Origin of the sequence: Desulfoferrobacter suflitae (assembly GCF_022603395.1) — a bacterium.
In the GTDB taxonomy this organism is placed as follows: Bacteria; Desulfobacterota; Syntrophobacteria; order Syntrophobacterales; family Syntrophobacteraceae; genus Desulfoferrobacter; species Desulfoferrobacter suflitae.
This window is the reverse complement of record NZ_JAIBKA010000015.1, coordinates 62,615-85,816: the sequence shown is the minus strand read 5'-3', so window position 1 is coordinate 85,816 and position 23,202 is coordinate 62,615. Positions and strand designations below refer to the sequence as shown.

Genomic DNA, 23,202 nt, shown 5'->3' with positions numbered 1-23,202 from the left:
GATCTGAAGGACCCATGATGCAGGAAAGGCAGGCATCCCGACCGTCGAAGCACCTTGATCAGCAGGACACCTTCTTCCGCTTGATCAACCCGGAAGAGTATGCGCGTTACGGCATCGATCCGCAAGATGTCCCCATAGGAACATTTGCCGCCGAAGACCATCCGAGTTTTCTTCCCAGCAGATTGGGCGGCAATGCCTACGGGCTTGGCTTGATCGAACAAACCGCTTTGAGCAGAGCGGATACCGACTTTCTCGAGGGGGTCAACTATCAGGATATCATCGAACTTGGCCGCCATTCAAAAAAACTCAATGCCATCTATCATAAACTGGGCCTGCTGATTCGTTTCAGTTCGGCCGGGAAGCGCTACTTTTTGATTCCCATCAACCTGGTGGCTCACTCACTGCGGGACATCAAGACCAAAGGGGATGAGATAGAGGCACTCATCCTGCAGCATGCCCTGGAAACCGGCACCGAAAGGTTGGACATCGGGCTTCTGACAGCCGGCCATGATTTGATCGTACATGAATTGACGGCGCGGCTCTCCAGCCACCAAATTTTTCTTTTCGAGAGCATCGACAAGATCCGTTCCTGGCGGTTGCCGCTGGATATTGCTGTCATCCCCAAGGATATTTTCGAGTTTCTGCTCGAGCAGCAATTGCCCAGGGCCGCCAAGAGTCCCATGACTCAGCGGCGGGTGATAAACTACGCAGGGTATTTGGCGGGCAGGATCTACGATCTGCTGGAATCCAACGGTAAGCTCGTCATGCTGGCCAATTCCGCGGGGCCCAAAGGCGATCAGCTGTGCCGCGCGCGTTTTAAGAGTACCGAAGAGTTCAAGTTTTTTCTCTTATTTACCCATATTTATAAGACCAAGAGGAAGTATGCAACGAATTCTGACGGGGAGCTGAAAGTCCACACTTCGGACTTGCATTATTACTTGAACCGGTTTGCCTTTTCGGAACCTCAGCTCAAGCGCCTGCTCGGTGCCAGGAAACCCGAAGAACTCAGTATCGAGGACATTGATCGGCTCCCCTATCTCAATCTTCGGTTGCCGCAAGCTTTCATCAAAGATCCGGTGAAAAAGTGGAAATCGGTGGTCGAAACCTACTTCGAGAGCAGCTATAGTCAGCGCCAGCACGCCAATCGCAAACGGCTGCACTGGCAGGATCGGCTGGAGTTGGACTGCCGGTTGCCGGAAAGCCTGTCTGTTTTGGTGGGACGTCCGCGGCAGCCGAAAGTCTCCCTCGACTCGCTTGAGGAGGAAGTCAAGGCTTCCGGCATGCAGGGATGCAGCCTCCAATTGATAGCGGAATATCGTGACACGTTCCGTTACATGTTGGACGTGCTTCACACCCTTGCCCAGATTCGCGACAACGACTTCCCGAAGCTTTCAGAGCTGGAAAGAGCTCGTCTGGCCAATCCGTTTCGTGCCAGAAACCGAAATTTTGAGGCCATATTGCAGTTGCTCGGACAAATCCCCCGGCTCGAGAAGATCCGAGAGAGCTTAAACCCGGACCAGATCAACGGTCAGAACACCCGCGTGCTGGAAAATATCCATAAGCTTTCCTTGCAGGGATTGTCGCCCGAGCAACTGCGGGAAATGCTGCTCATCGTCGTCGGGCATACCACCATGAGTCGTATTGTGTTCGGCAAGCTTCCGGCCCGAACCCTGCAACCCATTACCGACAAAGCCAAAGAAGGCAACTATCAGGACATACTCAGCCAACTTCGCGTCTGCCGGCTCATGAGCATGGCTGAAATAGCCGCCGCTTTTGGGGATGCATTCACCGGGGAACAGGCCAGGGAGTTGTACCGGCTCTACGATGATGCCATCTATGTTGCTACCGATCCCAATCTAAATTGGGAAAAGCTGCACGATATTCGCATCAGCGCCATGGGCGGGGCGCAAAACAAAGCGATTCGTGAAATGTTGAAGTTTTTCAATCTGTTTGAATTTCTCGACAGCTGGCAGGAGTTTCTTGATGCAAACATTTTTCAAAAAGAGGTCTTCTGCGATTATCAGCCGGCCAAACTGGCCGGACTTGAAGAAGCCCTGACATTAGCGCACACTGCCGATCTTTTTAAGCAGAAATTCCTGGGAGACTACGTATTTGGGAAGCTCTATTTCTTTCGCCAGTTCTTGAACACAGAGTTTCACGGTACCGGACACCTTTTCCCCAGGCTTGGAACTAAGGCGGGCTTTATCCTCCTTTGGATCGTAGTCAATTCTTCCAAGCGACACATCATCAACTTCAACCCCCTGTTAACCGGCATCCCCCAAGATCGCTACGAACAGCGACTCAGCAAGATAAGAGAGACTCTGCTGCGCCTACCCATCGATCGGCTGAAGCCAAAATTTTTCGAAGACATTCAGCAGACTCTGATGGAAGACCGTCCCGCTTTCATATTCGACAGCGGCATTCGCATGATGTACAACCACCAGACGCGAGCGATTGATGTTTCCTTTGTGGATGTGGATGAAAACATCCACCAGATTGAGGTCTTGCTGGCCCATCTCGAATCGCAGGAATTGCGTGGCATTTCCCTGAGAAATCTGCAGGATATGGAGCGACTCTTTTCAGAACTGGACAGCTTTCACCAGTATCTCGACCGGGAGGGGTGTGAACTGCAATGTGATCTGCTTGGGCAGGCGGCCGGGGTTGGTGACAAGAATCGGGAGATCGAGGAGCTCGAGCAACGACTGCAATTTGTTTTGCGTAATCAGATTTTTGTTCCTGAGGAAATCTATGACAACATCAGTGTGCTTGCCAAACACTGCCCCGAGATTCTCGCCTTCAACCTGCCGGAATTTAAAGCCTTTGGCAGCCTTATCGAAAACTGGCCGACGCGCCAGAAACAGTCGCTGGGGGCCTACGTCATGCGTTGTCTGGAAAAATTCCAGGCATTGATTATCAAGGATCGCAATGCATTCCAGGACCGCAACACGTTTTACCAGTTGGCCAAACAGGAATTCGGTCCGTTGGCTGAAGAGGGTATCGGGGCAACCCATGCACAAATGGAAACACTCGAGTATTTGGTCGATCATGTGCAGCAACGCTCCACTATTTATCAGGCGCTCACACTTGCGTTGCTGTTTCAGGAGATCGGCAAGATCGGTATTTATGGTGACGTGTTGCCCGCCGCAGCGGACTGGTGGACCCATGCCGAAGCCGGAGCACTGATCCTGGAAGGTTCCAGGATGCTTGAAAAGTACCAGGTGGGGGCTCGGGTCGAGCAGTTGGTCATTATGCTGGTGCGCTACCATGGGCTTTTCGGGCATGTTGTTCAGGGGGAAGAGCCGATCACGGCTCTGGAACAACTGACCATCAACCAAGACGACCGCATGCTGGATGCGTTTGTGCTGCATGCCATCCTGGCTGCCGCTGCCGTCCAGGAAGGGCTGATGATCGCCGACCTGCTGGACACGTTTCTATCTTTCAGGGCCGTGGCCCTCGAAATCATAAAATCCAATAGCAACTGGCAAGCCTGGCTCAAGGAAGTGTTTCGGGAAACCGGGGATGCCCTGTTGGCAGACTCCTCGGCGCATTCTCCGCGAACCTGCCTGTTTACCGTAGAGCCGACACGCCAGTGCGGATTTATCGATGGTGATATCGAGGATCCCGCCTTGTGGCGAGGGCGCCAGATTGCCGCCGTTGAAAGGCTGTTGAAACTGATGGGAGCTACCTGGGTCGATTATCAGGACATCCAAATGTATGAATTGGACATGCCCGTCAATTTCATATACCACAAGAAGAAACTGAAGAGTGTCGGACTGGCTGCTTTTGAAAAGCAGCTGCAAACCGCCCTTGCCATTCTAGGTCTGGTCTGTTCACTCCAACTGGAAATGCGCAACTACCTGCTTTATTGCTTAGATCACCTCGGGGCTGGAATGAGGATCTACGACTTCCATCCCCTCAGTAATTTTTTGCAGCCGAAAGCATGTCTGAAGCTGTTGCTCATTGCGTTTCGCGCGTTTCACCATCATTTTGGCGAAGAGGTTCGCAATGGATTGATCAGCTTTCGCCATATCAGCCAAATGGTGGAGCAACGCCGGGAGGTGCTGAAGCTCTTGCTTGAACACATCCATCTGCCGGAAAGCTGTGCTGAGGTTGAGGAGTCCTTTTACCTGCCGCAATGTTATGGTGGTCTGTATTTTCTGCAAAGCCAGCATCAACCGGCCATCAAAGTGCACTATCAGGAGGCGGTGCAGCTGGATGAAATGATCCACACCCTCAAGTCTCAGTGGAATCATGAGGAGCTCGCCAAGCAGTTCAAATCGATGATCCGGAATCTGCAGGAAGTGCTCCCTTACGATACCGGGGATCTGGAACGAGAGCTGGCTGAGGCGTACCGGCTCCAGCAGGAAAAGATCAATGATGCGGCCCTCAGGGAGATCCAGAATCGGTTGAGTGCCACGTTGCATTTCTTCGAGTTCCAGGCGATTCAGGAGGAAATAGAGGGGAAACGGCAGGAACTGCAATTCACGGAGGAGCAGAGCTCCCTGCTGGAGGAAATGTGCGATTTTCACCGCACTCGATTGCGCGAACGCTATTTGGATTCAATATATCAACGTATCAATGAGTTCACCTCGCGGGAAAGTCTTGTGGGTTACTGGAATGAGCTCAAGCATGAGTTGCTGGCCCGTCGTTCGTATGTGGGTAAAGAATACGAGTCGTTGATAGCCGAGTTCATCCACCTCAAATCACAACAGATGGAATCCTGATCCGAGCGAACCCTATGGAGATAGTCATGGACTCTGGAAGAATTCTCGATGCAATTGAACAATACCTGCAGATCAAGAAAGAAATTAAGAGTGCTCCGGTGAGTGCCTGCAATGACTGGGACTGTGGCCTCGCAAATGAATTCAGCGGCTGTTATGAGTCTGCGGAACAACGCGCCAGGCTCGAAGCCACGAAAGCGAGCGTTGAAAAAGCGCTCAGGGAATATGTCGACAGCCGAATCAGGGAGGCTATCCAAAAAGAAAACTGAGAGAACAGGCGACAATCAAACAGGGCAGGCTGATGAGCCTGCCCCAGGAAATACCAATTCATACCTGCAACCCGAATTGCCAGCCCAGTTCGAAAGCTTTTTTATTCAGCGCTAAAAAGCGCTCGGGGATGGTTCTTCTCAGCGCCTCCTGCCAGTTTTGCCGGGAAATTGGCAGTTGGTTGAGGGCGGCGAGCACTCCTGTCATCACGATGTTGGCAGCTTTTTCTGAACCCGCCCGGCTGGCGAGGACGGCCGCCTCGACTTTGATGAGGCGCGCTACGCTGCCTTCGAGTAGCGCATACAATTGAGCTAAATCCGGGTAGGTGCTCTGCCCCACGGCCACGGTGAAAGGCACGATGGGAACCGTGCTGGTGATGAGCACCGTCTCTTTGCGGCATTTGGGCAGGGCCCGTGCGGCTTCGAGGGGCTCAAACGCCATCAGGATATCGGCTTCTCCGTCCGCAATGGTCGGGCTCGCTCTATTTCCAACAACAACTGAAGATTCAACCACCCCTCCTCTTTGAGCCATCCCGTGAATTTCACTCAGGCAAACGGGGATTCCTTGCTGCAGAGCTGCCTCTCCCACCAGTCGCGTGGCCAGCAGAGTGCCCTGACCTCCCACTCCGGTAAAGAATATGCGTATTGCATCAAAAGCTTTGTTGTCCAGGGGCATCGGATTGTCCTCTTGTTATGTGGATATTTTTTCCGGTTGTATGGATTTGCACATCTGGGCACAGACACTGCACCCGCTGCAGAGGGCTGCATTGATTTGAATGCACTCGCGGGTTGGGGTCTGTTCCCAGACAAAGGCCGGGCAACCCAACTCAGTCAGGCACTTCTTGCACAGGTCGCAGGAGGCGTCGACTTTAAAAACGACTTTCTGCTTCTTGTGGGTCATGCGTCGCTCAAAGAGCGGGCAGGGACTCTTGGAAATCAGCACGGAAACACCCGGGTCCTTCATTTGGTTGCGGATCTGCTCCAGAGCTTCCTGAGTCTTTTGGGTCTGCAGCGGATTCACCGTCACCACGCGCTCTGCGCCGCAGCCGCGCACGATTCCCTCCAGACTCACCTTGGGGGCCTTCTTGCCTTCGGCAGTCAATTCCACTCCGGGGTGAGGCTGGTGTCCGGTCATGGCTGTGGTTCCATTATCGAGAATCACCAGGAGGATGCGGTGGTCATGACTGACGGCATTGACCAGTCCCGGCAGGCCGCCATGAAAGAATGTGGAGTCGCCGATGAAAGCCACCACTGGTTGATCCAAAACTTTGCTGAACCCTCCGGCGGTCGCAACACTGGATCCCATGCAGATGAGAAAATCCGCCATGCCCAGAGGCGGCAGCAAGCCCAGCGTATAACAGCCTATATCAGTAGGATAGACGGCTTCTTCGCCAAAGACCTTCTTGACGGAGTAATAGGTTGCCCGGTGGGGGCAGCCGGGGCAGAGATTGGGGGGGCGTTGGGGAAGCTCCGGTACACTGAATAGCCGGGGAGCCTCATATGCGATTCCCCAAAAGGTCTTCATCGCTTGTTTAACCTTGGCCGAATCAAGTTCAAAGGCGCGTGGAATCAACCCGCCTCCTTTACCGGCGATCTTGACGGCAAGCCCTTCTTCCTGAGCCACCACCTTGACGATTTCTTCCAGGAAAGGCTCCAGTTCTTCAACCACCAGAACCTTCTCAAGACCCTGCAGAAAATTTGCGATGGTCTTCCTGGGATGAGGGTAAGAGAAACCTACCCTGAGAATCTTGACTCGATCAGTGAGACCAAGCTCTCTGACGGCATCCAGCACATAAAGGTAAGATACTCCGCTGGTGATGACCCCCCATCTGCCGTCGCCGGTGGAATGGTTGAGGGGACTCTCTTCGGCCTCCTTTTGCAGTTTCTGCAGCTTTTCCAGCAGAGCCAGGTGCAGTTTGCGACCCACCATGGGAACAACCACGAGATTAAAGGGATCCTTGGTGAATTTTGCCTTGGGTGATTCGTCCGGGAGAGATCCCAGGGTAACGGGTGCGCGGCAGTGATTGACCCGCGTCGTGGTGCGCAGGATAACGGGAATTTGATATTTTTCTGACAAATCCAGCGCCGCCAGCGTCATGGCTTTGGCCTCTTCCGGCGTAGCCGGTTCCAGCATCGGCACACCTGCCATCTTGGCATAATAGCGGTTGTCCTGCTCGTTCTGGCTGGAATGCAAAGAGGGATCATCGGCCACGACTATGACCATGCCCGCCTTGACTCCCACATAAGCCAGGGTCATGAAAGCATCGGCGGCCACGTTGAGCCCCACATGCTTCATGGAGCAAAGGCTCCTCACGCCGGAGACTGCTGCGGCGCAGGCGGTTTCCATGGAAACCTTCTCATTGACGGAATACTCGACATAGACTTCGGCCTCCGCCGCAACCTGGTAAAAACGGTCGATAATCTCAGATGACGGGGTTCCCGGGTAAGCGGCAACAAATCTGACGTTGCCTTCCAGGGCGCCGCGCACGATGGCCTCATTTCCCAGGAGCAGCTGTTTTCTGTCGTCTTTAGGCATTAACAACTCATGCATTGCAATCTCCACTAACTATTTTGTCGGCGATCCACAAAGAGTTTAACTTTACCGTCATCTCTTTCCAATGAACCCGCTTCCACCAGCTTGATCCGTGGTGTTATTCCGATGAAGTTGGCTACCTTCTGCCGCATCACATCGACCAGGGCACGCTGTTCGCGCATCTTATCGAAGAACAACTCCTCGCTCACTTCCACCCGGATCTCCAATTGGTCTTTGTGGCCCTGGCGGGTGGCGACCAGCTGATAAACCGGCCTGCGCCCTCTTACCTGCTGCAAAACATCGCCCACCCGCTCGGGTATGATGTTGATGCCCTTGATGACCACTACGTCGTCACACCGACCCTTGATGCGACTCATCCTCCAGAACGTCCTACCGCATGTGCACGGCTCGGCAATGAGGCGACAGAGGTCTCCGGTACGATAGCGGATCATGGGGAACGCTTCCTTGGTCAGGGTGGTGAGCACCAGTTCGCCCTCGGCCCCCGGTTCGAGCACCTCCTGCGTGCGTGGATGGATGATTTCGGCATAGAAATGGTCTTCCTGCAGATGCATTCCCGTCTGTTCGAGGCATTCGCCCGCCACCCCGGGACCCATCACTTCGCTGATGCCGTAGTTGTCGGTAACCTTTACGAACAGCCTTGCCTCGATTTCGCGCCGCATCGTTTCGCTCCAGGGCTCACCGGCACAGATGCAGTACTTCAGGGAGAACGTTTTGGGATCCACACCCAGTTCCTCAATATGGTCCGCCATCACCAGGGCGTAGGAAGGGGTTGAAACCAGAACGGTGGTTCTGAAATCCTGCATGATCTTGATCTGCCGCTCGGTTCGTCCCACAGATGTTGGGAGTACCGATGCCCCGACGAGCTCCGCTCCGTAATGAATGCCGAGGCCCCCGGTCAGCAGGCCGTAGCTGAAGGTCACCTGGATGACGTCGTCCTGCGTGACACCGGCGGCGGATAGGATGCGTGCCACCAGGTTTCCCCATGTTTTGAGATCTTGCCGCGTATAGCCGACTACCCGAGGATTTGTCATGGTGCCGGAAGAAGAGTGCACCCGCACGACTTCGCGCAACGGCACGGCAAACATTTCATAGGGGTAGCTGTCGCTCACCTCGAGGCTCGTGGTGAAAGGCAGCCGCTCCAGGTCCTTGACGTCGGTCAGATCTTCCTCGGGCGAAAAACCGATGTCTTTAAAGCGTCGGTGATAGAAGGAGACATTTCTGTAGACTCGATTCAGGGTAGACTGCAACCGCTCCAGTTGTACCTGGTGCAGCTGGTCCCGGGACATGCACTCTTTGTCCGGTTGCCAAATGGGCATGGCTAAATCCTATCTTTTGCAGTCAAATTTTTTGTCAGGCTTCCCAAATCTGTTTCGCTCCCTTGCCCAAATAGGCCCTTTTCACCTCTCGGTGCTCCAGCAGCATCGCCCCCTCTCCCTGCAGTACCATTTTGCCGGTTTCCAGCACATAGCCCCGGTCGGAGATCTGCAGAGCCGCGCGAGCATTTTGTTCGATCAGGAGGATCGTGCGCCCTTCTTCTCTGAGCTCGCGAATGATCTTGAAGATTTCCTTAATGACCAGGGGTGCCAGCCCCATCGAGGGTTCATCCATGATGAGGAGCTTGGGGCGAGCCATGAGGGCGCGGCTGATAGCAAGCATCTGCTGCTCGCCTCCGCTGAGAGTCCCGGCCAGTTGCTGACTGCGCTGCCGTAAGATGGGAAACCGTTCGTACACCCGTTTCATATCCTGCGCCATTTGCCGGCTGTTGTGGCGATGAATGAAGCCGCCCATCTGTAGATTTGCTTCCACCGTCAGAGTGGAAAAAATCTGGCGGCCTTCGGGCACCAGCGCGATTCCTTCCCGCACGATGTCTTCGGGCGAAAACCCGGCGATGTTCCTGCCCTGAAATTCCACCGTGCCTTTGTGAAGCTTCACCAGACCACAAATGGTACTGACCAGGGTGCTCTTGCCGGCCCCATTGGCGCCGATCAAAGCCACCGTTTCGCCGGGGCGGACGTGCAGGGAAACGCCCTTCAGCGCATGGATGCTGCCATAATAGGTGTGGATGCTCTTGAGAGTCAGCATGCTTCCTCAAACCCCGATGGCATCAGTTTTCCCCCAGGTAGGCTTCGATGACGGCCGGATCGTCTTTGATATGCTGCGGTGTTCCAGAAGCCAGATACTGCCCGTAGTGCAGCACCAGAATCTGGTCCGAGATATCCATGACCAGGTTCATGTCGTGCTCCACCAGAACCACTGTTATTCCGGTCTGACAAATCTTCTGAATGAGCACTCCGAGCTCTTCGGTTTCGGTCATATTGAGACCGCCGGCCGGCTCATCCAGCAGCACAAGCCGTGGTTCCGTGGCCAGCGCACGAGCGATCTCGAGAATCTTTTGTTTACCGAGGGGGAGCGTTCCAGCCTGCAACCGCGAAGCATCCGCCAATCCTACAAGATCCAGAAATGCCTCGGCTTTTTTGTGGATGTTACGCTCTTCACTGCGCATGCCGGGAAAGCGCAGGCCGGTCGCCCAGAACCCACTGCGTGTTCGACTGTGCCGGCCAAGCATGACGTTTTCAAGTACCGTCATGCTCTTGAACAGGGCTACGTGCTGAAAAGTGCGCGAAATTCCCAGATGCGCGATCCTATGAGGGGCCAGTCCGTTGATTTCTGCTCCCCGAAAAAGGATCGAACCCTCAGTGGGGTTCAGCAGTCCGCTGATACAGTGGAACAGAGTGGTCTTGCCCGCTCCGTTGGGGCCGATAACGGCCTGAATGATCCCTTCCGGAACAGCGTGATTGATGCCCTTGAGAGCATGGACTCCACCGAAGCTCATCTGAATGTCGTTGAGCTCCAAAATGGATGCCCCAGGTTGTCGTGCAGGATGTTCCATCAACCTTCGCCGCCCAATCGAGAAACGGAACTGCGCGCGCCTCCAGGGCCGCGACGCAGCACCGAGATCAGTCCCTGCGGCAGAAACAGAGCCACAACCAGGAGAATCGCACCATACACCAAAACTTCAAAATCGGCGAACACCTGCAGCCATTCGTTTCCCACAAAGGTCAACAGCACGGTGCCGAGAAGCGCCCCCCAGAGACTCTGCATACCGCCCACCATGACCATCAGAACAAAGCGGATGGACCACATGAGATTAAAGGAACTGGGACTCAGGAATGTCACGTAGTGTGTGTAAAAGCTGCCTGCTATGGCTGCCAGTACAGCTCCGAACACAAATATCTGCACTTTGTAGCGTGCCGTCGGTACGCCCATGGCCTCGGCCGCGATCTCCTCTTCGTGAATCGCGCGCAGCGCCCTGCCGACGCGCGAATGCAGGATATGAAAAGAAAACAGCAGGGCCAGGAAAACGATCCCCCAGATCAGGTAATACCACTGAACTTCGCTCGATATACGCCAGCCTGCGATGGCAAGACCCGGTATGTCGACCATCCCGGAAGGGCCGCCGGTCCACTCCACCTCCTCACTGAAAACGATATGCACGATAACTCCAAAGCCCAGGGTGGCCATGGCAAGATAGTGACCCCTGAGTCGCAGGGCGGGGACTCCCACGATCCACGCTACGGCAGCCGCCAAAACTGCGCCCACGGGCATGGCAAGCCACGGATTCCAGTCAAACCGGGCCGTGAGGATGCCTGAAGTATACGCGCCAATACCGAAAAAGGCGGCTTGTGCGAGAGAAATCTGCCCCGCGTAGCCCATCAGCAGGCTCAACCCGAGGCACACCAGACTGAAGATGCCGGCAAATATCATGACCTCGATGTAGTGCGAAATGCCGCTGATGCGCCCTACCAGCCACGGGAACACGGCAATCAGCAGGAATACAACGGTGAAAATCCAACGGTCCGTTGTCCTCATTTCAAAACCTTTTCAGCTTCGCCGCTTCAGCGCTTCCAAACAAGCCTTCGGGCTTAAAGAAAAGTACCAGCAGCAGCAGAATGAGAGCAACCGCATCCTTGTAGCCGGAGGAGAGATAGCCGGCACAGAAGGATTCGGCGAGGCCCAACAGAAGTCCTGCCACAAAAGCTCCATAAAAGTTGCCGAGGCCACCCAAGGCCGCTGCGCCAAAGCCCTTGAGACCCAACAGCGCTCCTCGGTCATACTCCATCAGCGAAATCGGCGTGATGGCCACACCCGCAGCCGCTCCAATGGCAGCACTCAGGACGAACGAAAGCAACACCATCTGGCGTACCCGAATTCCCACCATGCGCGCCGCCGAAGGATTGTCCGCACAGGCCAGCATGGCCTTCCCGTAGAGTGAATGGTGAAAGAAGAGGGTCAGGGAGACAACAATGGCAATGCTCACTCCAAGCACCCAAAGCGCCTGAATCTGTAAGGCCGCCCCGCCGATCAGGATGGGGCTGCCCGCAGTGAAAGCCGGCAGACTGTAGGGGTCCTTGCCCCACCCAAGCATCGCTGTCCCTTTCAATATGATGGAAATGGCGATCGTAATGATGATGAGAGAGAGGACACTGGCATGGCGTGCCCGCCGCACGACAAAGCGCTCCATGGCAAACCCTGCAAGGGCGACCATGACGATGGCTGCAAAGAAAGCGGCAAACACAGGAAAATGCAGCGTACCCATGAAAAAGACGGCAAACAGGCCGCCCAGCATGACAAATTCGCCCTGCGCAAAGTTAATGATTTCGGTAACATTGTAAATGATGTTGTAGCCAATGGCCACCAAGGCGTAGATGGCGCCTATCGTCAGACCACTGACGGTATATTGCAGCAGGTCGGTGCCCAGCCCAAATTCATCCACGATCTCTGTATTTGCCTCCTTGTTGGATGCGAGCGCATGGTTTGTCCGCGTGTTGCTCAGGCCACGCCAAAGTTAGGTAAAATACCCGTTAGCTCAATGCAATGCAACGATTATTGCTTGCCGTCCTGGCGGTAGCACGGCGGGATACCGATTGGGCTCTGTTAAATGAAGATTGCCGAATAGAGGCAAAAAATGCGGGTCAGCTGGAGCACAAAAAAGCTCCGAACCGAAGCCCGCATCTTCAATTCGGGTTGAACAGTCAACCTCAACACTCGAAACTGACAATAGCAGCCGGAATGTTAATGAATCCGTCCTGCCCTTGCGTCCTGCCGGTGAAATACCACCAGGGAGACAGCCACCCGGAGCATTGCCCTGCTTTTCTGGATTCCTGCCGCCCCGGCGGTATTGGGCCGAAACGTCGCCTGCGCGCTGGTACCATATGAATCACCCGATACAGGTCGGTATAACCCGGATGCTTGCAGCGTATGGCCGCTCGCTATTGCGCCAGGGCCCAGTCACCATCCTTTACCACCACCATGACCAAGTCGTCTTTGCTGAGACCGTTGTGGTCCTCAGGGGAAAAATTGAATACCCCGTGCTGTCCGACGAATCCTTTGGTATTCTCCAGTTGATCCCGAACCTTGGCCCGGTCCGGTCCGGCTGCTTCAAGAGCTGCCATCGCCAGGTACATGGAATCCCATGCATGCCCGCCAAAGGACGAAATCGGCTCATTGTACCGGGCTTCATATTCCTTGGTGTATTCCATGATGACCTTTTTCTGCGGGTCATCGTCGGCAAGCAGGGGTCCCACATTGACCTTGGCCAACGGCAGCAGTACTCCTTCAGCAGCCTTGCCCGCCAATTCTATGTTCTTCTTGCTGCCGAAGCCGTGGCTTTGATAAAGGGGGATGGATTCCATTCCCAAATCACGCCAGTTCTTGACGGCCAGAATTTGCGTGGGCCCGGTGGACCAGTTGACGACCGCTTGCGGCCCGGCTGCTCTTATCTTGGTCAACTGCGGCGTGAGATCCGTGTCTTTGGGACCGTATCGTTCGTCGGCGACGATTTCGATTCCGTACTCGGGAGCAAGCTTCAGCAATTCTTCCCGTCCGCTTGCTCCAAAGCCGTCGGAGACAGTCATGACGCCTATCTTATTGATGCCTTTTGCCTTCATGTGGTCATACATTTTGCCCACCACGTGGAGATCGGAGCCGGCCACCTTAAAAATCCACTTGCGCTCTTCAATGGGCGTCACGATTTTGTAGCTGGCCGCGCAGGAAATAAGAGGGGTCTGTGCCTCCTCGGCGACTCCAACCACGGCGAGACTGGTGCCGCTGGTGCTGGGGCCGATGATGACCGGGACGTTGTCGCGTTTGATCAATTTCTTGACGGCCAGATTGCACTTGGTCGGGTCGCTTTCATCGTCATAGATGATCAGTTCAACCGGGTGACCATCCACACCGCCCTGCTTGTTTATGGCGTCCCTGATCATTTCCGCGGTCTTTTTTTCCGGCTCACCCAGGAAAGAGGCCGGACCGGTGATAGAAAAGACCGCACCGATTTTGTAGGGTTCTTTCTCCGCGGCACTGGCTGGTGCGGCAAGCAATGGGCATAACACCATGCTGCACACAGCGATGAACCATAATAGCGAAGCGAAATGTCGATTTGAACCTTTCATAATGACTCCTTTGTTGTTGGTTAACCGCTCATGCCCCAAAAAAAAGCCGCGGCTGCAACACCACGGCTTCAACAATAAAAAAGCCGTGGGCAAACCCTTTTAGCGATCTGCCCACGGCCTTGGATCCCTGAGGCGCACAATCAAAGGGCAGACCGCCTCAAATAGGCGTAACAGTAGTAACCCAGGTAGGAACGCGCCTTGTCGGTTCGGCTGCCCATCGCTATCCACCCTTTTTGAATGCTGTTTTCATTGCAGGGGATATAATCCTTTGCATGCCTTCATCTATAGTAAATCTTGAAAAATCCTGTCAAGCGAAAACAATGGTCGGGAAACCGCGGAGATCTCGTTCTAACCGTGGGCTGTTTTAGGTGGTTTTTTCGCAAGAAAGGGATCAGTTCAGCAGCGTACTCGGATGCGATTTTCCCGATCCCAGGCTATGGACTGTGGCTTTGAGGATTTTTCCTTGTCAGCAATTTTCACTTTATGATACAAATTTCTCCCTCTAAACCTTGGGCCTGGGTGGTGGAATAGGTAGACACAAGGGACTTAAAATCCCTTGGAGCTCAGCTCCGTGCGAGTTCGATTCTCGCCCCAGGCACCAGAAATCATTGGTAAAACGCCTTGCCCCGTCAAATCGCATCCCGCCTCTTTTGCCCCGGTAACGACGAGTAACGACGGGCGGGCGTTTTCCATTTTCGGTAAAGACGGAAAAGCCATCATTTTCCCCTTCAGCCACCCCTGCTCTTCTCATATTGGGCACAAAACAATGACGTAGGTCGTGAAAAATGAAGTCTTTCTTGGATCTCAAAGCTCTGGGACTCTATGATCGCGGACTGTGGGACCCTGCCGATGAATATTGGGGGGGAGCCCGACGAACCGATTCCGAAGTGGGCATCACCGATCATCGCGCGTGGTCCTCGCCCCATGTTGTTCGAGATGGAGCAAGTCATTCCCGGCGCGAACCCTTCGGACCCCTTCAACGATCCGATCACCCGATCCAACGAATTGAAGGCGGCCGGTGACCTCGATGAGGCGCGAACGCTGCTGATGGAGCTTCTGGCTGCGGATCTCCGCTGTCTCGATGCCCATGCTCATCTGGGGACCATGACTTTTGACCGTATGCCGAAAGACGCCCTGCGTCATTATGAAATGCGCATGCGCATCGGCGCGCTTTCCCTGGGCGAGGCCTTCGACGGTGTTCTCGCCTGGGGGTGGATCGACAACCGGCCGTACCTGCGATGTCTGCATGGCTACGGGCTTTGCCTCCGGCGCGTCTCAAACGGGTTGCCGAAGCAGAGCAGGTCTTTCAACGGATGTTGTGGCTCAATCCAACCGACAATCAAGGGGCACGGTTCCTTCTCGCCGATGTAAGAAGCGGAAAGTCATGGGATGAGGTCCATGCCTAGATGCCTGCGACTATGGCGTCTTCATGCTCACATTTCTCCAAGCGGACCACACAACCATGTAGCCCCTGCCTTCGACTCGGGAAAACGCTCGACAACAATTGCCAGTAACTGTAAATTCCGAGATAAATATGATGTTTCGGTTGAACAATGTCTTGATGTTGGAGAGGTGCGCCCGATGGATGAAAAGCCAGATGATGTACTGACCATCAAAGAGTTGGCGGCCTACTTGAAGATCCCACAATCCACACTCTACAAGCTCGTCCGGGAAGGCAAGATCCCCTCCCAGAAGATCGGTCGACACTGGCGTTTCCGAAAAGGAGGCATTGACCGATGGCTCGATGAAACTCGATCCAGCCAGGCGGATTCAGGGGGTGATCAGTAATGGGGGAGCCGCTTGCGGAAAGAGTCATACGAAGCATCGAGCAGGCTGCCGAGCTGTATCACCGCCTAGTCATGCTGGTGGCCCCTGCCGGGATGGGAAAGACCGCCGTGCTCCAGGAGGTTCACGAACGTACGAACGCTCCGCTGCTCAATGTCAATCTCGAGTTGTCGCGCCGGACGCTTGACCTCACCGAACGTCAGCGGGTGCTTCAATTGCCGCGTCTCCTCTCCGATGTAGTGGATGCGGCCCGGGCCGATGTGGTCCTTCTCGACAACATTGAAGTGCTGTTCGATGTCTCGCTCAAACAGGACCCGCTTCGACTGCTGCAGGGGCTCTCTCGAAACAAGACGGTGGTTGCGTCCTGGGGCGGCCCCATTGGCGGAGAGCACATGGTCTACGCCAAGCCCGATCACCCCGAATACAAACGATATCCGTTGCGGGATTTCCTGGTAGTCAGCCCGGAGGCGTCGGCATGAAGGCAAGGAACTGGAACCGCGAATGAACGCAAATGCACACAAATGAGCCATCGATCCTTTTCCTATTTGCGTTAATTTGCGTCCATTTGCGGTTGGAGACGAACATATGAAATACGGAGATCTGATTCAATTCGAGCCAATCGAATCAACCATACAGCTCATTCACGCCGACCAAACCGACCGAGCACATGAGCACGTGAAAACTTATGTGGTCTCGGAGGAAATGGCCGACCGGCTGACCGCTGTCGCCATCCCGATGCTGCAGTTCGAACAGCCGACCGATAATAAGGGGTTACTCGTCGTCGGCAACTACGGCACCGGCAAATCACACCTCATGTCGGTGATATCTTCGATTGCGGAAAACGAGGAACTGGCGGACGGTCTTTCGAACCAGTCCGTCGCGAAATCCTTTTCCCGTATAGCCGGTCGATTCAAAGTCATCCGAACCGAGCTCGGAGCGACAACCATGCCGTTCCGGGATTTCATCTGCTTGCAGCTCGAAGAGGCTTTGGCTCGATGGGAAGTGGACTACCAGTTTCCTCCGCAGGACAAATTACCGAACCACAAAGTGGCTTTCGAGAACCTGATGGCTGCCTTCCATGAGAAATACCCAAATCAAGGGTTGCTTCTCTTGGTGGATGAATTGCTGGATTTTCTTAGGAGCCGAAAAGATCAGGAGCTGATCCTCGACCTGAATTTCCTCCGTGAAATTGGCGAGGTTTGCAAGGACCTGCGGTTCCGCTTTATCGCCGGCGTGCAGGAAGCTATCTTCGACAGCCCCCGCTTCGCCTTTGTGGCCGATAGTGTTCGCCGGGTAAAGGACCGCTTTGAGCAAATCCTTATTGCCCGCAAGGATGTCAAATTTGTGGTCGCGGAGCGCCTGCTTAAGAAGACCGCCGAGCAGCAGGCTAAAATCCGTGAGTACCTGACGCCCTTCACCAAGTTCTACGGCCGCATGAATGAGCGCATGGATGAGTTCGTGCGCCTCTTCCCCGTGCATCCGGACTACATTGATACCTTTGAACGGGTGACCGCCGTGGAAAAGCGCGAGGTGCTCAAAACCCTGTCTCTGTCCATGAAAAAGCTCATCGACAAAGAAGTCCCGAGTCTTGCGTCGAACGTCGAACGTCACAACACAAAGGACGCTGGACGCTTGACGCCTGACCCATGGACACAGCCCCCCGGGCTGCTCGCTTACGACGGATACTGGACGACCCTGCGCGAGAACCCGTCATTCCGAGCGGTGCCGGACATCAAGGCGGTGATCGACTGCAGTCAGGTATTGGAGTCACGCATCCAGCAGGCCTTCACACGCCCTGCCTACAAGCCCATGGCATTGCGACTGATCCATGCTCTATCGGTCCACCGGCTCACTACGGGCGACATCTACGCGACTCTCGGCGCGACGGCTGAAGAACTGCGGGATGCTCTTTGTCTATTCCAGCCCGGTATCGAGGAGCTGGGAGGCGATCCCGCCGACGATCTGCTCTCCCAGGTAGAGACCGTCCTGCGGGAAATCCACAAGACCGTGAGTGGACAATTCATTTCCTCCAATTCGGATAACCGTCAGTATTACCTGGACCTCAAAAAGACCGACGACTTCGATGCTCTTATTGAGAAACGGGTCGAGAGCCTGGATTCTTCGCAACTGGATCGCTACTACTATGATGCGCTTCGGCGAGTAATGGAGTGTACCGACCAGACATACGTCACCGGCTACAAAATCTGGCAGCACGAAATGGAGTGGCTGGAGCGCAAGGCCGCACGCCAGGGATATCTCTTTTTCGGCGCGCCCAACGAACGATCTACCGCCGTGCCGCCGCGAGACTTTTACCTTTACTTCATCCAGCCCTTCGACGCACCGCATTTCAAGGACGAAAAGAAATCCGATGAGCTGTTCTTGCACCTGGCAAGCATGGACGAAGAATTCCGCATGGCCCTGGGCAGTTATGCCGCAGCCCTGGACCTCGCGTCCACTTCTTCCGGTCAGGCCAAGGCTACGCATGAATCCAAGGCGTCTAGTACAGCTCGGCGAAAGTGCGTGGCCCATTTTAGCATGCCAGCGGGCGGCCGGCGTAAGTCCATTTGAAAGCCTTGGCCATGGTGGAATTGAAATAGTCGATAAAAGCCAAGATCCTTTCCCGCAGGTTCTCTTTTGAAGTGAAGCTGCCACGACGGAGTAACTTTCGCATTAGTATGCTGAACCAGATTTCTACCTGGTTGAGCCAGGAAGCGTGCTTCGGGGTATAAACGAAACGAATGCGATGATTCTTGTCTTGCAGAAAAGCGGCCCGCGTTTCCATGGATTGGAGAATACCTGATTTGCCCTTGATCCCGAGGTCCTCCTTGAGTGCACATTGGTCGGCAACCAAGCGGACCAGAGCTTCTGATTTGTGGGTATTGAGTTGGTCCATTACGAATATCCACCGCGCTTGAGGATCTGTTTCGATGGTACGTTTGATGTGTTCGGCAAAATCTTCTTCAGTGCGTGTGTCCCCCACCGTGGGCGTAATCATTCTGCCGGTAGACACATCAAAATTGGCAATCAGAGTCTGTGTTCCGCGGCGAATATATTCAAACTCGCGTCGTTCAGGTTTACCCCGTTCCATGGGCTTCGTAGGATGGAGGCGCTCGAGTGCTTGGATGCCGGTCATCTCGTCCGTGCTGATCACATGCAGTCCGTCTTCTTGAGCGGTGGGTGCCATAGCATAGACATCACATACGCCGACGACCTGTTCGTTGAAGGTTTGTGGATTATCATATTTGGCATTCAACCAATAACGGGACAGATGGGGTTTAAGGTCTGCTTCTTTTAAAAAATCGCCCTGCACTGCGGGGCGAGATGTTTTCAACTATGCCGCGTTTGATGGCCTCATCAGCCAGTTCCCTTGCCGTCCAGTGACTGATGGGGCGCTGCGAATCTTCAGGTTTTTCGCAGCCCATGGCAACAATCTGACAGATCTGCTCCGGGGTAAACAGAGCCGGTCTGCCGCTACGCTTTTCATCCGTGAGGGCATCGACAATGAGTTGCTCCAATTGCTTTATGTCACCATTCTTTTCAGCAGTGTGCATGGCTTGGCTAACCTCGATCCAACGTCGACGCCAAAGGCGGACAGTTTTTACATTCAAATTGAATCGTTTGGCTATGGACCGATTCTCCGACTGATCGGCTGCCGCCAAGATGACTTGAGTTCGTCGGATCTGTTGCTGCGTGCTCTTTTCTCGACGAACTATCCTCTCAAGCAGAGCACGCTGTTGATCAGTCAGTACAATTGAGTCGGGTTTGAGTCTTGGCACGGGCAAATATCCTCCATGTTAAGGTCTTCGAGAATTTGACCCTACATGAAGGACGATCATTCGTCCAGCCAAAAGTTTAGCGATTACGTAAACATGAGGTACTTACTTTCGCCGCAGTGTACTAGTTTCCTGCGCAACCTGGTTCAATGGCTACAGAAGAACATGACCAGTGTCTTTGAAGCCACCTACCAGGGCCGAGCCAAGACCATTGCAGAGTGGACCAAAGGCAAGTCAAGCTCCCAGGAGCGTATCAACTTTCGTGACGTGGTAAACACCGTGGCCGGCATCTGCCTTGGCCCTCACTTCAGCGACCAAGCCCCTGAATATCCGTTTTTTTCAGTTCTCATCTTTGGCGCCTCCCGGGCACAGGCCGCACAGGATGCGCTCCGCACCATTTCCGGGCAGAAACCAACCAGGCAGGCAACCGCAGTGCTGGATGGACTCGAGCTTCTCGATGGCGATAGGTTGGACCCGTACCGGTCAAAGTACGCCAAGCATATCCTCGCCATTGTGAAGAAGAAGGGCCATGGCCAGGTGGTCAACCGCTCCGAGCTGATCCAGGATGTTTTCGGAATCGAGTATCTTGCCCCACAGATACTCCGGTTGGAGCCTGAATGGGCCGTGGTCGTACTGGCCGCCCTGGTTTACGCCGGCGAGCTGGTCCTTGCCATTCCCGGCAAGAAGTTCGACGCCACCGGCCTGCCGCAACTGGCCGGAACCGGCATTGACGAGCTCACCCAGTTTAAGCATGTCGAACGGCCCAAGGACTGGAACCTGCCCGCGCTCAAAGCGCTCTTCGAGTTGCTCGGCCTTACGCCGGGCATGGCCCAGCTGGTCACCCAGGGCAATGATGGACCGGTCCAACAACTACAGAAGGCCATTACCGAAGCCGTGGAACGGCTGGTGCTCACGCAGCAAAACTTGCAGACCGGCCTGTTTTTCTGGGGGGTGAATTTAACCGCAAATGAACGCGAATTGACGCGAATCGAAGATGGGCATTCGCGTTCATTTGCGTCCATTCGCGGTTCCCTTGAAAGAACCAAGCAATTCCTCGAGTCTCTGCAGGCCTACACCACGCCCGGAAAGCTCAAGAACTTGCGCTATGATGTTCAGGAGATCACCGGCCATCGCAATGGGCTACAGTCATTGGAGGAGATCGAGCTGCTACAGGAGCTGGCGGGCGACCTCGGGTCAGCAGCCTCATATCTTTCCACGGCCGAGGCGGTTCTACCCACCGACCACGAATGGATTGACAAGATGAAGGCTGTGCGTGACGAGGTCCTCGACCAGATTGGCGATCCGGTCCAGCGCGGTACGGCGGGCTTCCGCCAGCAAACTCAGCACAAGCTTAACGATCTCAAGAAAGCCTATCTGCGGACGTACATCAGCATGCACGTCAAGGCGCGGCTGGGAGTGAACGATGACAAGCGCAAGGCCAGGCTCATGGGCGATGAGCGACTCAAAGGACCTGCAAAAGCTCTCCATTATCGACCTCATGCCGCGCCAACACTTGTTAGACTTCCAGAACCGCCTGGCGGCATTAAGGAGCTGTTTCGAAATGACGGAACAGGAGTTGGACGCCTCGCCCTTCTGTCCACACTGTAAGTTCAAGCCGGCAACAGAGCCGCCAGGCCCCCCCGCGGCAACCATGCTCGACGACTTTGACGGCGAGCTCGACAAGCTGATTGAGGGATGGACGCAAACGCTGCTGACCAATCTCGCGGACCCGACCACCAAGACCAATCTCGGCCTTCTCAAACCCGAGCCGCGCAAACTGGTAGAGGATTTCATCAAGAAGGGGGCCCTACCCGACGACCTGAGCCAGGACTTCATCCATGCGCTCAAGGATGTTCTATCCGGACTCACCAAGGTCTCGGTCAAGATCGAGGACCTGCGCGCCGCGCTGCTTTCGGGGGGCTCCCCGGCCACCCCGGCGGAGATGAAAAAGCGGTTCGAGGAATACCTGGACCAGCTCGCCAAGGGCAAGGAGCCTGGGAAGGTGAGGATAATTTTAGAGTAATTTTAGATTTTTGATTGCAGATTTTTGATTTGAATGCATTGCATGCCATTGTACTGGCAGTCGACAAGCTTCAATCGTCAATCTAAGAACATAGGAGGGTTTGGAATTGAATGAGAAAGAGCTGAAGGAGCGGACAAAGCGTTTTGCCCTGCGCGTGATGAAGCTCGTGGATGCTCTGCCAAACTCCATTTCAGGGCGAGCGATCGCGAATCAGCTTGTCCGGGCGGGAACGTCGGTTGGAGCGAACTATCGGGCTGCCTGTCGTGGACGATCAAAGGCGGAATTCGCCTCAAAACTCGGAACGGTATTGGAAGAAGCCGATGAATGCTGTTTCTGGCTGGAATTGATCATGGACGGAGAGCTTCTCCCTCGCGCTAAAGTTGAACCCCTTCGCCAGGAGGCCAATGAGTTAACCGCCATATTCGTGGCATCCATCCGCACCACCAAGTCTTCAATCAGCAATCAAAAATCTAAAATCAACAATCTAAAATCTAAAATGGAACGCCCATGAATTCATTCCAGTCAGACTTCCTCGAAAGGCACGCGATCCCCCACTCGTTCCTGCGGACCATCCGATTGTTGGGCGAATACCGAGGAAAGGAAGCACTTTTCAAGGAACAGACGCCCCAAATACTCGAATCGTTGCGCCAGGTCTCCATTATCCAGAGTACCGAATCGTCCAACCGTATCGAGGGCATTGAAGCACCGGCTGAACGGATCAAGAAGCTTGTGGAGCACAAGACCACGCCAAGGAATCGATCCGAACAGGAGATCGCCGGATACCGTGATGCCCTTGCGACGATTCATGCCAACCATGCCAATATGCCGTTTACGGTCGGTATTGTTCTCCAACTGCATCGTGATCTCTATCAATTCGTCGCCCAACAAGGGGGACGATGGAAGATGACGGACAACGAGATTGCCGAGACGCGGGCCGATGGAACGAAGTTTGTCCGTTTCAGGCCGGTTCCCGCACATCAGACGCCAGAAGCCATGGAGCGGCTCCACGCCCTTTTCAGAGAAAAATGGGATTATGGAGAAATCGATCCTCTTCTGCTCATCCCAGCCTATGTGTTCGATTTTCTATGCATCCATCCATTTACAGATGGAAACGGCAGGATGGCGAGGCTGCTGACATTGCTCCTTCTTTATCAGGCTGGTTTCGAAGTCGGCCGTTATATCAGTCTCGAGCACTTGATCGAAAATCAGCGGGAAGGATACTACGACGCACTCTACAAATCCTCTCAGGGCTGGCACCAAGGCACACACACCTTGCTGCCATGGTGGGAGTATTTCTTGGGTGTGATGCTCCTCGGCGCCTACCATGAATTCGAGCGTCGAACCGGCGAGCTGACCACCACCCATGGGGCCAAGAAGGAATTGGTCTTTGAGACGATTGGACGTTTACCGGAGGAGTTTCGGGTGGCGGACATCGAGCGCACCTGTCCGGGAGTCAGCCGTCCCACGATCAATCGTGCCCTCCGAGACCTCCGGGAGGCAGGAAAAATCGTGTGCGTAAAGGGAGGGCGTGATGCCATCTGGCGGAAAACGTGATCATGATCGCATTAATATGATCATTTTTGGTCAGATGATCATGTTTATGGAAATGAGATCATGAGTGCTTTAAT

At 54.5% G+C, this 23,202-nt stretch carries 18 protein-coding genes, 1 tRNA gene and 2 pseudogenes; 11 read left to right on the top strand and 10 right to left on the bottom strand.

Features of this window, described 5'->3' with window-relative positions; translation table 11 throughout:
- Positions 1-14: 14 nt before the first annotated feature.
- Positions 15-4,724 carry a hypothetical protein gene (locus K1V27_RS20575; protein WP_258932134.1) on the top strand — a complete coding sequence of 1,570 codons (4,710 nt, stop codon included), beginning with the start codon at positions 15-17 and terminating at the stop codon, positions 4,722-4,724.
- A gap of 26 nt (positions 4,725-4,750) precedes the next feature.
- Entirely contained in the window at positions 4,751-4,990 is a 240-nt protein-coding gene (locus K1V27_RS20570; protein WP_258932133.1) for a hypothetical protein, read from the top strand.
- 58 nt (positions 4,991-5,048) lie between these two features.
- Here the strand turns inward: K1V27_RS20570 and K1V27_RS20565 are convergent, their stop codons facing one another.
- From K1V27_RS20565 to K1V27_RS20530, 8 genes are all read right to left on the bottom strand, one after another.
- The gene (locus tag K1V27_RS20565) at positions 5,049-5,663 is read right to left on the bottom strand and encodes an indolepyruvate oxidoreductase subunit beta (protein ID WP_258932132.1); all 615 of its coding nucleotides are present in this window, start codon (positions 5,661-5,663) and stop codon (positions 5,049-5,051) included.
- A 15-nt stretch (positions 5,664-5,678) separates the two neighbouring features.
- Positions 5,679-7,538, bottom strand: coding sequence for an indolepyruvate ferredoxin oxidoreductase subunit alpha (gene iorA / locus K1V27_RS20560; RefSeq protein WP_258932131.1), 1,860 nt, complete (start codon positions 7,536-7,538; stop codon positions 5,679-5,681).
- Positions 7,539-7,549: 11 nt separating this feature from the next.
- Entirely contained in the window at positions 7,550-8,857 is a 1,308-nt protein-coding gene (locus K1V27_RS20555; protein WP_258932128.1) for a phenylacetate--CoA ligase family protein, read from the bottom strand.
- Positions 8,858-8,891: 34 nt separating this feature from the next.
- Positions 8,892-9,623 (bottom strand): ABC transporter ATP-binding protein, encoded by a 732-nt coding sequence (locus K1V27_RS20550; RefSeq protein ID WP_258932126.1) that lies wholly within the window; start codon positions 9,621-9,623, stop codon positions 8,892-8,894.
- 22 nt (positions 9,624-9,645) lie between these two features.
- Positions 9,646-10,431, bottom strand: a complete 786-nt coding sequence (locus tag K1V27_RS20545; RefSeq protein ID WP_258932125.1) for an ABC transporter ATP-binding protein — start codon at positions 10,429-10,431, stop codon at positions 9,646-9,648.
- Positions 10,431-11,411 (bottom strand): branched-chain amino acid ABC transporter permease, encoded by a 981-nt coding sequence (locus K1V27_RS20540; RefSeq protein ID WP_258932116.1) that lies wholly within the window; start codon positions 11,409-11,411, stop codon positions 10,431-10,433. The genes K1V27_RS20545 and K1V27_RS20540 overlap by 1 nt, the downstream gene beginning before the upstream one ends.
- Before the next feature lies 1 nt (position 11,412).
- Positions 11,413-12,315 carry a branched-chain amino acid ABC transporter permease gene (locus K1V27_RS20535; RefSeq protein ID WP_258932114.1) on the bottom strand — a complete coding sequence of 301 codons (903 nt, stop codon included), beginning with the start codon at positions 12,313-12,315 and terminating at the stop codon, positions 11,413-11,415.
- 496 nt (positions 12,316-12,811) lie between these two features.
- A complete protein-coding gene (locus K1V27_RS20530) occupies positions 12,812-13,993 on the bottom strand; it encodes an ABC transporter substrate-binding protein (RefSeq protein ID WP_258932112.1) in 1,182 nt (393 codons plus the stop codon).
- 513 nt (positions 13,994-14,506) lie between these two features.
- On the opposite strand from K1V27_RS20530, the gene K1V27_RS20525 reads away from it, so the two are divergent.
- The 5 genes and pseudogenes from K1V27_RS20525 to K1V27_RS20505 form a co-directional block, all read left to right on the top strand.
- Positions 14,507-14,594 (top strand) — tRNA-Leu (locus tag K1V27_RS20525).
- Between the two features lie 248 nt (positions 14,595-14,842).
- A complete protein-coding gene (locus K1V27_RS20520; protein ID WP_258932111.1) occupies positions 14,843-15,364 on the top strand; it encodes a hypothetical protein in 522 nt (173 codons plus the stop codon).
- A 210-nt stretch (positions 15,365-15,574) separates the two neighbouring features.
- Positions 15,575-15,781, top strand: coding sequence for a helix-turn-helix domain-containing protein (locus tag K1V27_RS20515; protein WP_258932109.1), 207 nt, complete (start codon positions 15,575-15,577; stop codon positions 15,779-15,781).
- Positions 15,781-16,257 (top strand): BREX-3 system P-loop-containing protein BrxF, encoded by a 477-nt coding sequence (gene brxF / locus K1V27_RS20510; protein ID WP_258932105.1) that lies wholly within the window; start codon positions 15,781-15,783, stop codon positions 16,255-16,257. The genes K1V27_RS20515 and brxF overlap by 1 nt, the downstream gene beginning before the upstream one ends.
- Before the next feature lie 106 nt (positions 16,258-16,363).
- Positions 16,364-18,292: pseudogene (locus K1V27_RS20505) on the top strand (DUF6079 family protein); the annotation flags it as partial.
- Between the two features lie 16 nt (positions 18,293-18,308).
- Here K1V27_RS20505 and K1V27_RS20500 read toward each other — a convergent pair.
- Together K1V27_RS20500 and K1V27_RS20495 are read right to left on the bottom strand one after the other, a co-directional pair.
- Positions 18,309-18,962, bottom strand: a complete 654-nt coding sequence (locus K1V27_RS20500) for a transposase (protein WP_353740584.1) — start codon at positions 18,960-18,962, stop codon at positions 18,309-18,311.
- A 91-nt stretch (positions 18,963-19,053) separates the two neighbouring features.
- A complete protein-coding gene (locus K1V27_RS20495; protein ID WP_258930665.1) occupies positions 19,054-19,329 on the bottom strand; it encodes a helix-turn-helix domain-containing protein in 276 nt (91 codons plus the stop codon).
- A gap of 3 nt (positions 19,330-19,332) precedes the next feature.
- Here K1V27_RS20495 and K1V27_RS20490 point away from each other — a divergent pair, with 3 nt between their 5' ends.
- From K1V27_RS20490 to K1V27_RS20470, 4 genes and pseudogenes are all read left to right on the top strand, one after another.
- Positions 19,333-19,533, top strand: coding sequence for a hypothetical protein (locus K1V27_RS20490; protein WP_258930666.1), 201 nt, complete (start codon positions 19,333-19,335; stop codon positions 19,531-19,533).
- Positions 19,534-19,668: 135 nt separating this feature from the next.
- Positions 19,669-21,574: pseudogene (locus K1V27_RS20485) on the top strand (DUF6079 domain-containing protein); the annotation flags it as partial.
- Positions 21,575-21,680: 106 nt separating this feature from the next.
- The gene (locus tag K1V27_RS20475; protein WP_258932094.1) at positions 21,681-22,085 is read left to right on the top strand and encodes a four helix bundle protein; all 405 of its coding nucleotides are present in this window, start codon (positions 21,681-21,683) and stop codon (positions 22,083-22,085) included.
- The gene (locus K1V27_RS20470) at positions 22,082-23,128 is read left to right on the top strand and encodes a Fic family protein (RefSeq protein WP_258932091.1); all 1,047 of its coding nucleotides are present in this window, start codon (positions 22,082-22,084) and stop codon (positions 23,126-23,128) included. Before K1V27_RS20475 ends, K1V27_RS20470 begins: the two co-directional genes overlap by 4 nt.
- Positions 23,129-23,202 lie beyond the last annotated feature (74 nt).

Coding starts and splice junctions, on each gene's coding strand:
- K1V27_RS20575 (WP_258932134.1), top strand. CDS start 15: ATGATGCAGGAAAGGCAGGCATCCCGACCGTCGAAGCACCTTGATCAG.
- K1V27_RS20570 (WP_258932133.1), top strand. CDS start 4,751: ATGGACTCTGGAAGAATTCTCGATGCAATTGAACAATACCTGCAGATC.
- K1V27_RS20565 (WP_258932132.1), bottom strand. CDS start 5,663: ATGCCCCTGGACAACAAAGCTTTTGATGCAATACGCATATTCTTTACC.
- iorA (WP_258932131.1), bottom strand. CDS start 7,538: ATGCATGAGTTGTTAATGCCTAAAGACGACAGAAAACAGCTGCTCCTG.
- K1V27_RS20555 (WP_258932128.1), bottom strand. CDS start 8,857: ATGCCCATTTGGCAACCGGACAAAGAGTGCATGTCCCGGGACCAGCTG.
- K1V27_RS20550 (WP_258932126.1), bottom strand. CDS start 9,623: ATGCTGACTCTCAAGAGCATCCACACCTATTATGGCAGCATCCATGCG.
- K1V27_RS20545 (WP_258932125.1), bottom strand. CDS start 10,431: ATGGAACATCCTGCACGACAACCTGGGGCATCCATTTTGGAGCTCAAC.
- K1V27_RS20540 (WP_258932116.1), bottom strand. CDS start 11,411: ATGAGGACAACGGACCGTTGGATTTTCACCGTTGTATTCCTGCTGATT.
- K1V27_RS20530 (WP_258932112.1), bottom strand. CDS start 13,993: ATGAAAGGTTCAAATCGACATTTCGCTTCGCTATTATGGTTCATCGCT.
- K1V27_RS20520 (WP_258932111.1), top strand. CDS start 14,843: ATGAATATTGGGGGGGAGCCCGACGAACCGATTCCGAAGTGGGCATCA.
- K1V27_RS20515 (WP_258932109.1), top strand. CDS start 15,575: ATGGATGAAAAGCCAGATGATGTACTGACCATCAAAGAGTTGGCGGCC.
- brxF (WP_258932105.1), top strand. CDS start 15,781: ATGGGGGAGCCGCTTGCGGAAAGAGTCATACGAAGCATCGAGCAGGCT.
- K1V27_RS20500 (WP_353740584.1), bottom strand. CDS start 18,962: ATGGCACCCACCGCTCAAGAAGACGGACTGCATGTGATCAGCACGGAC.
- K1V27_RS20495 (WP_258930665.1), bottom strand. CDS start 19,329: ATGCACACTGCTGAAAAGAATGGTGACATAAAGCAATTGGAGCAACTC.
- K1V27_RS20470 (WP_258932091.1), top strand. CDS start 22,082: ATGAATTCATTCCAGTCAGACTTCCTCGAAAGGCACGCGATCCCCCAC.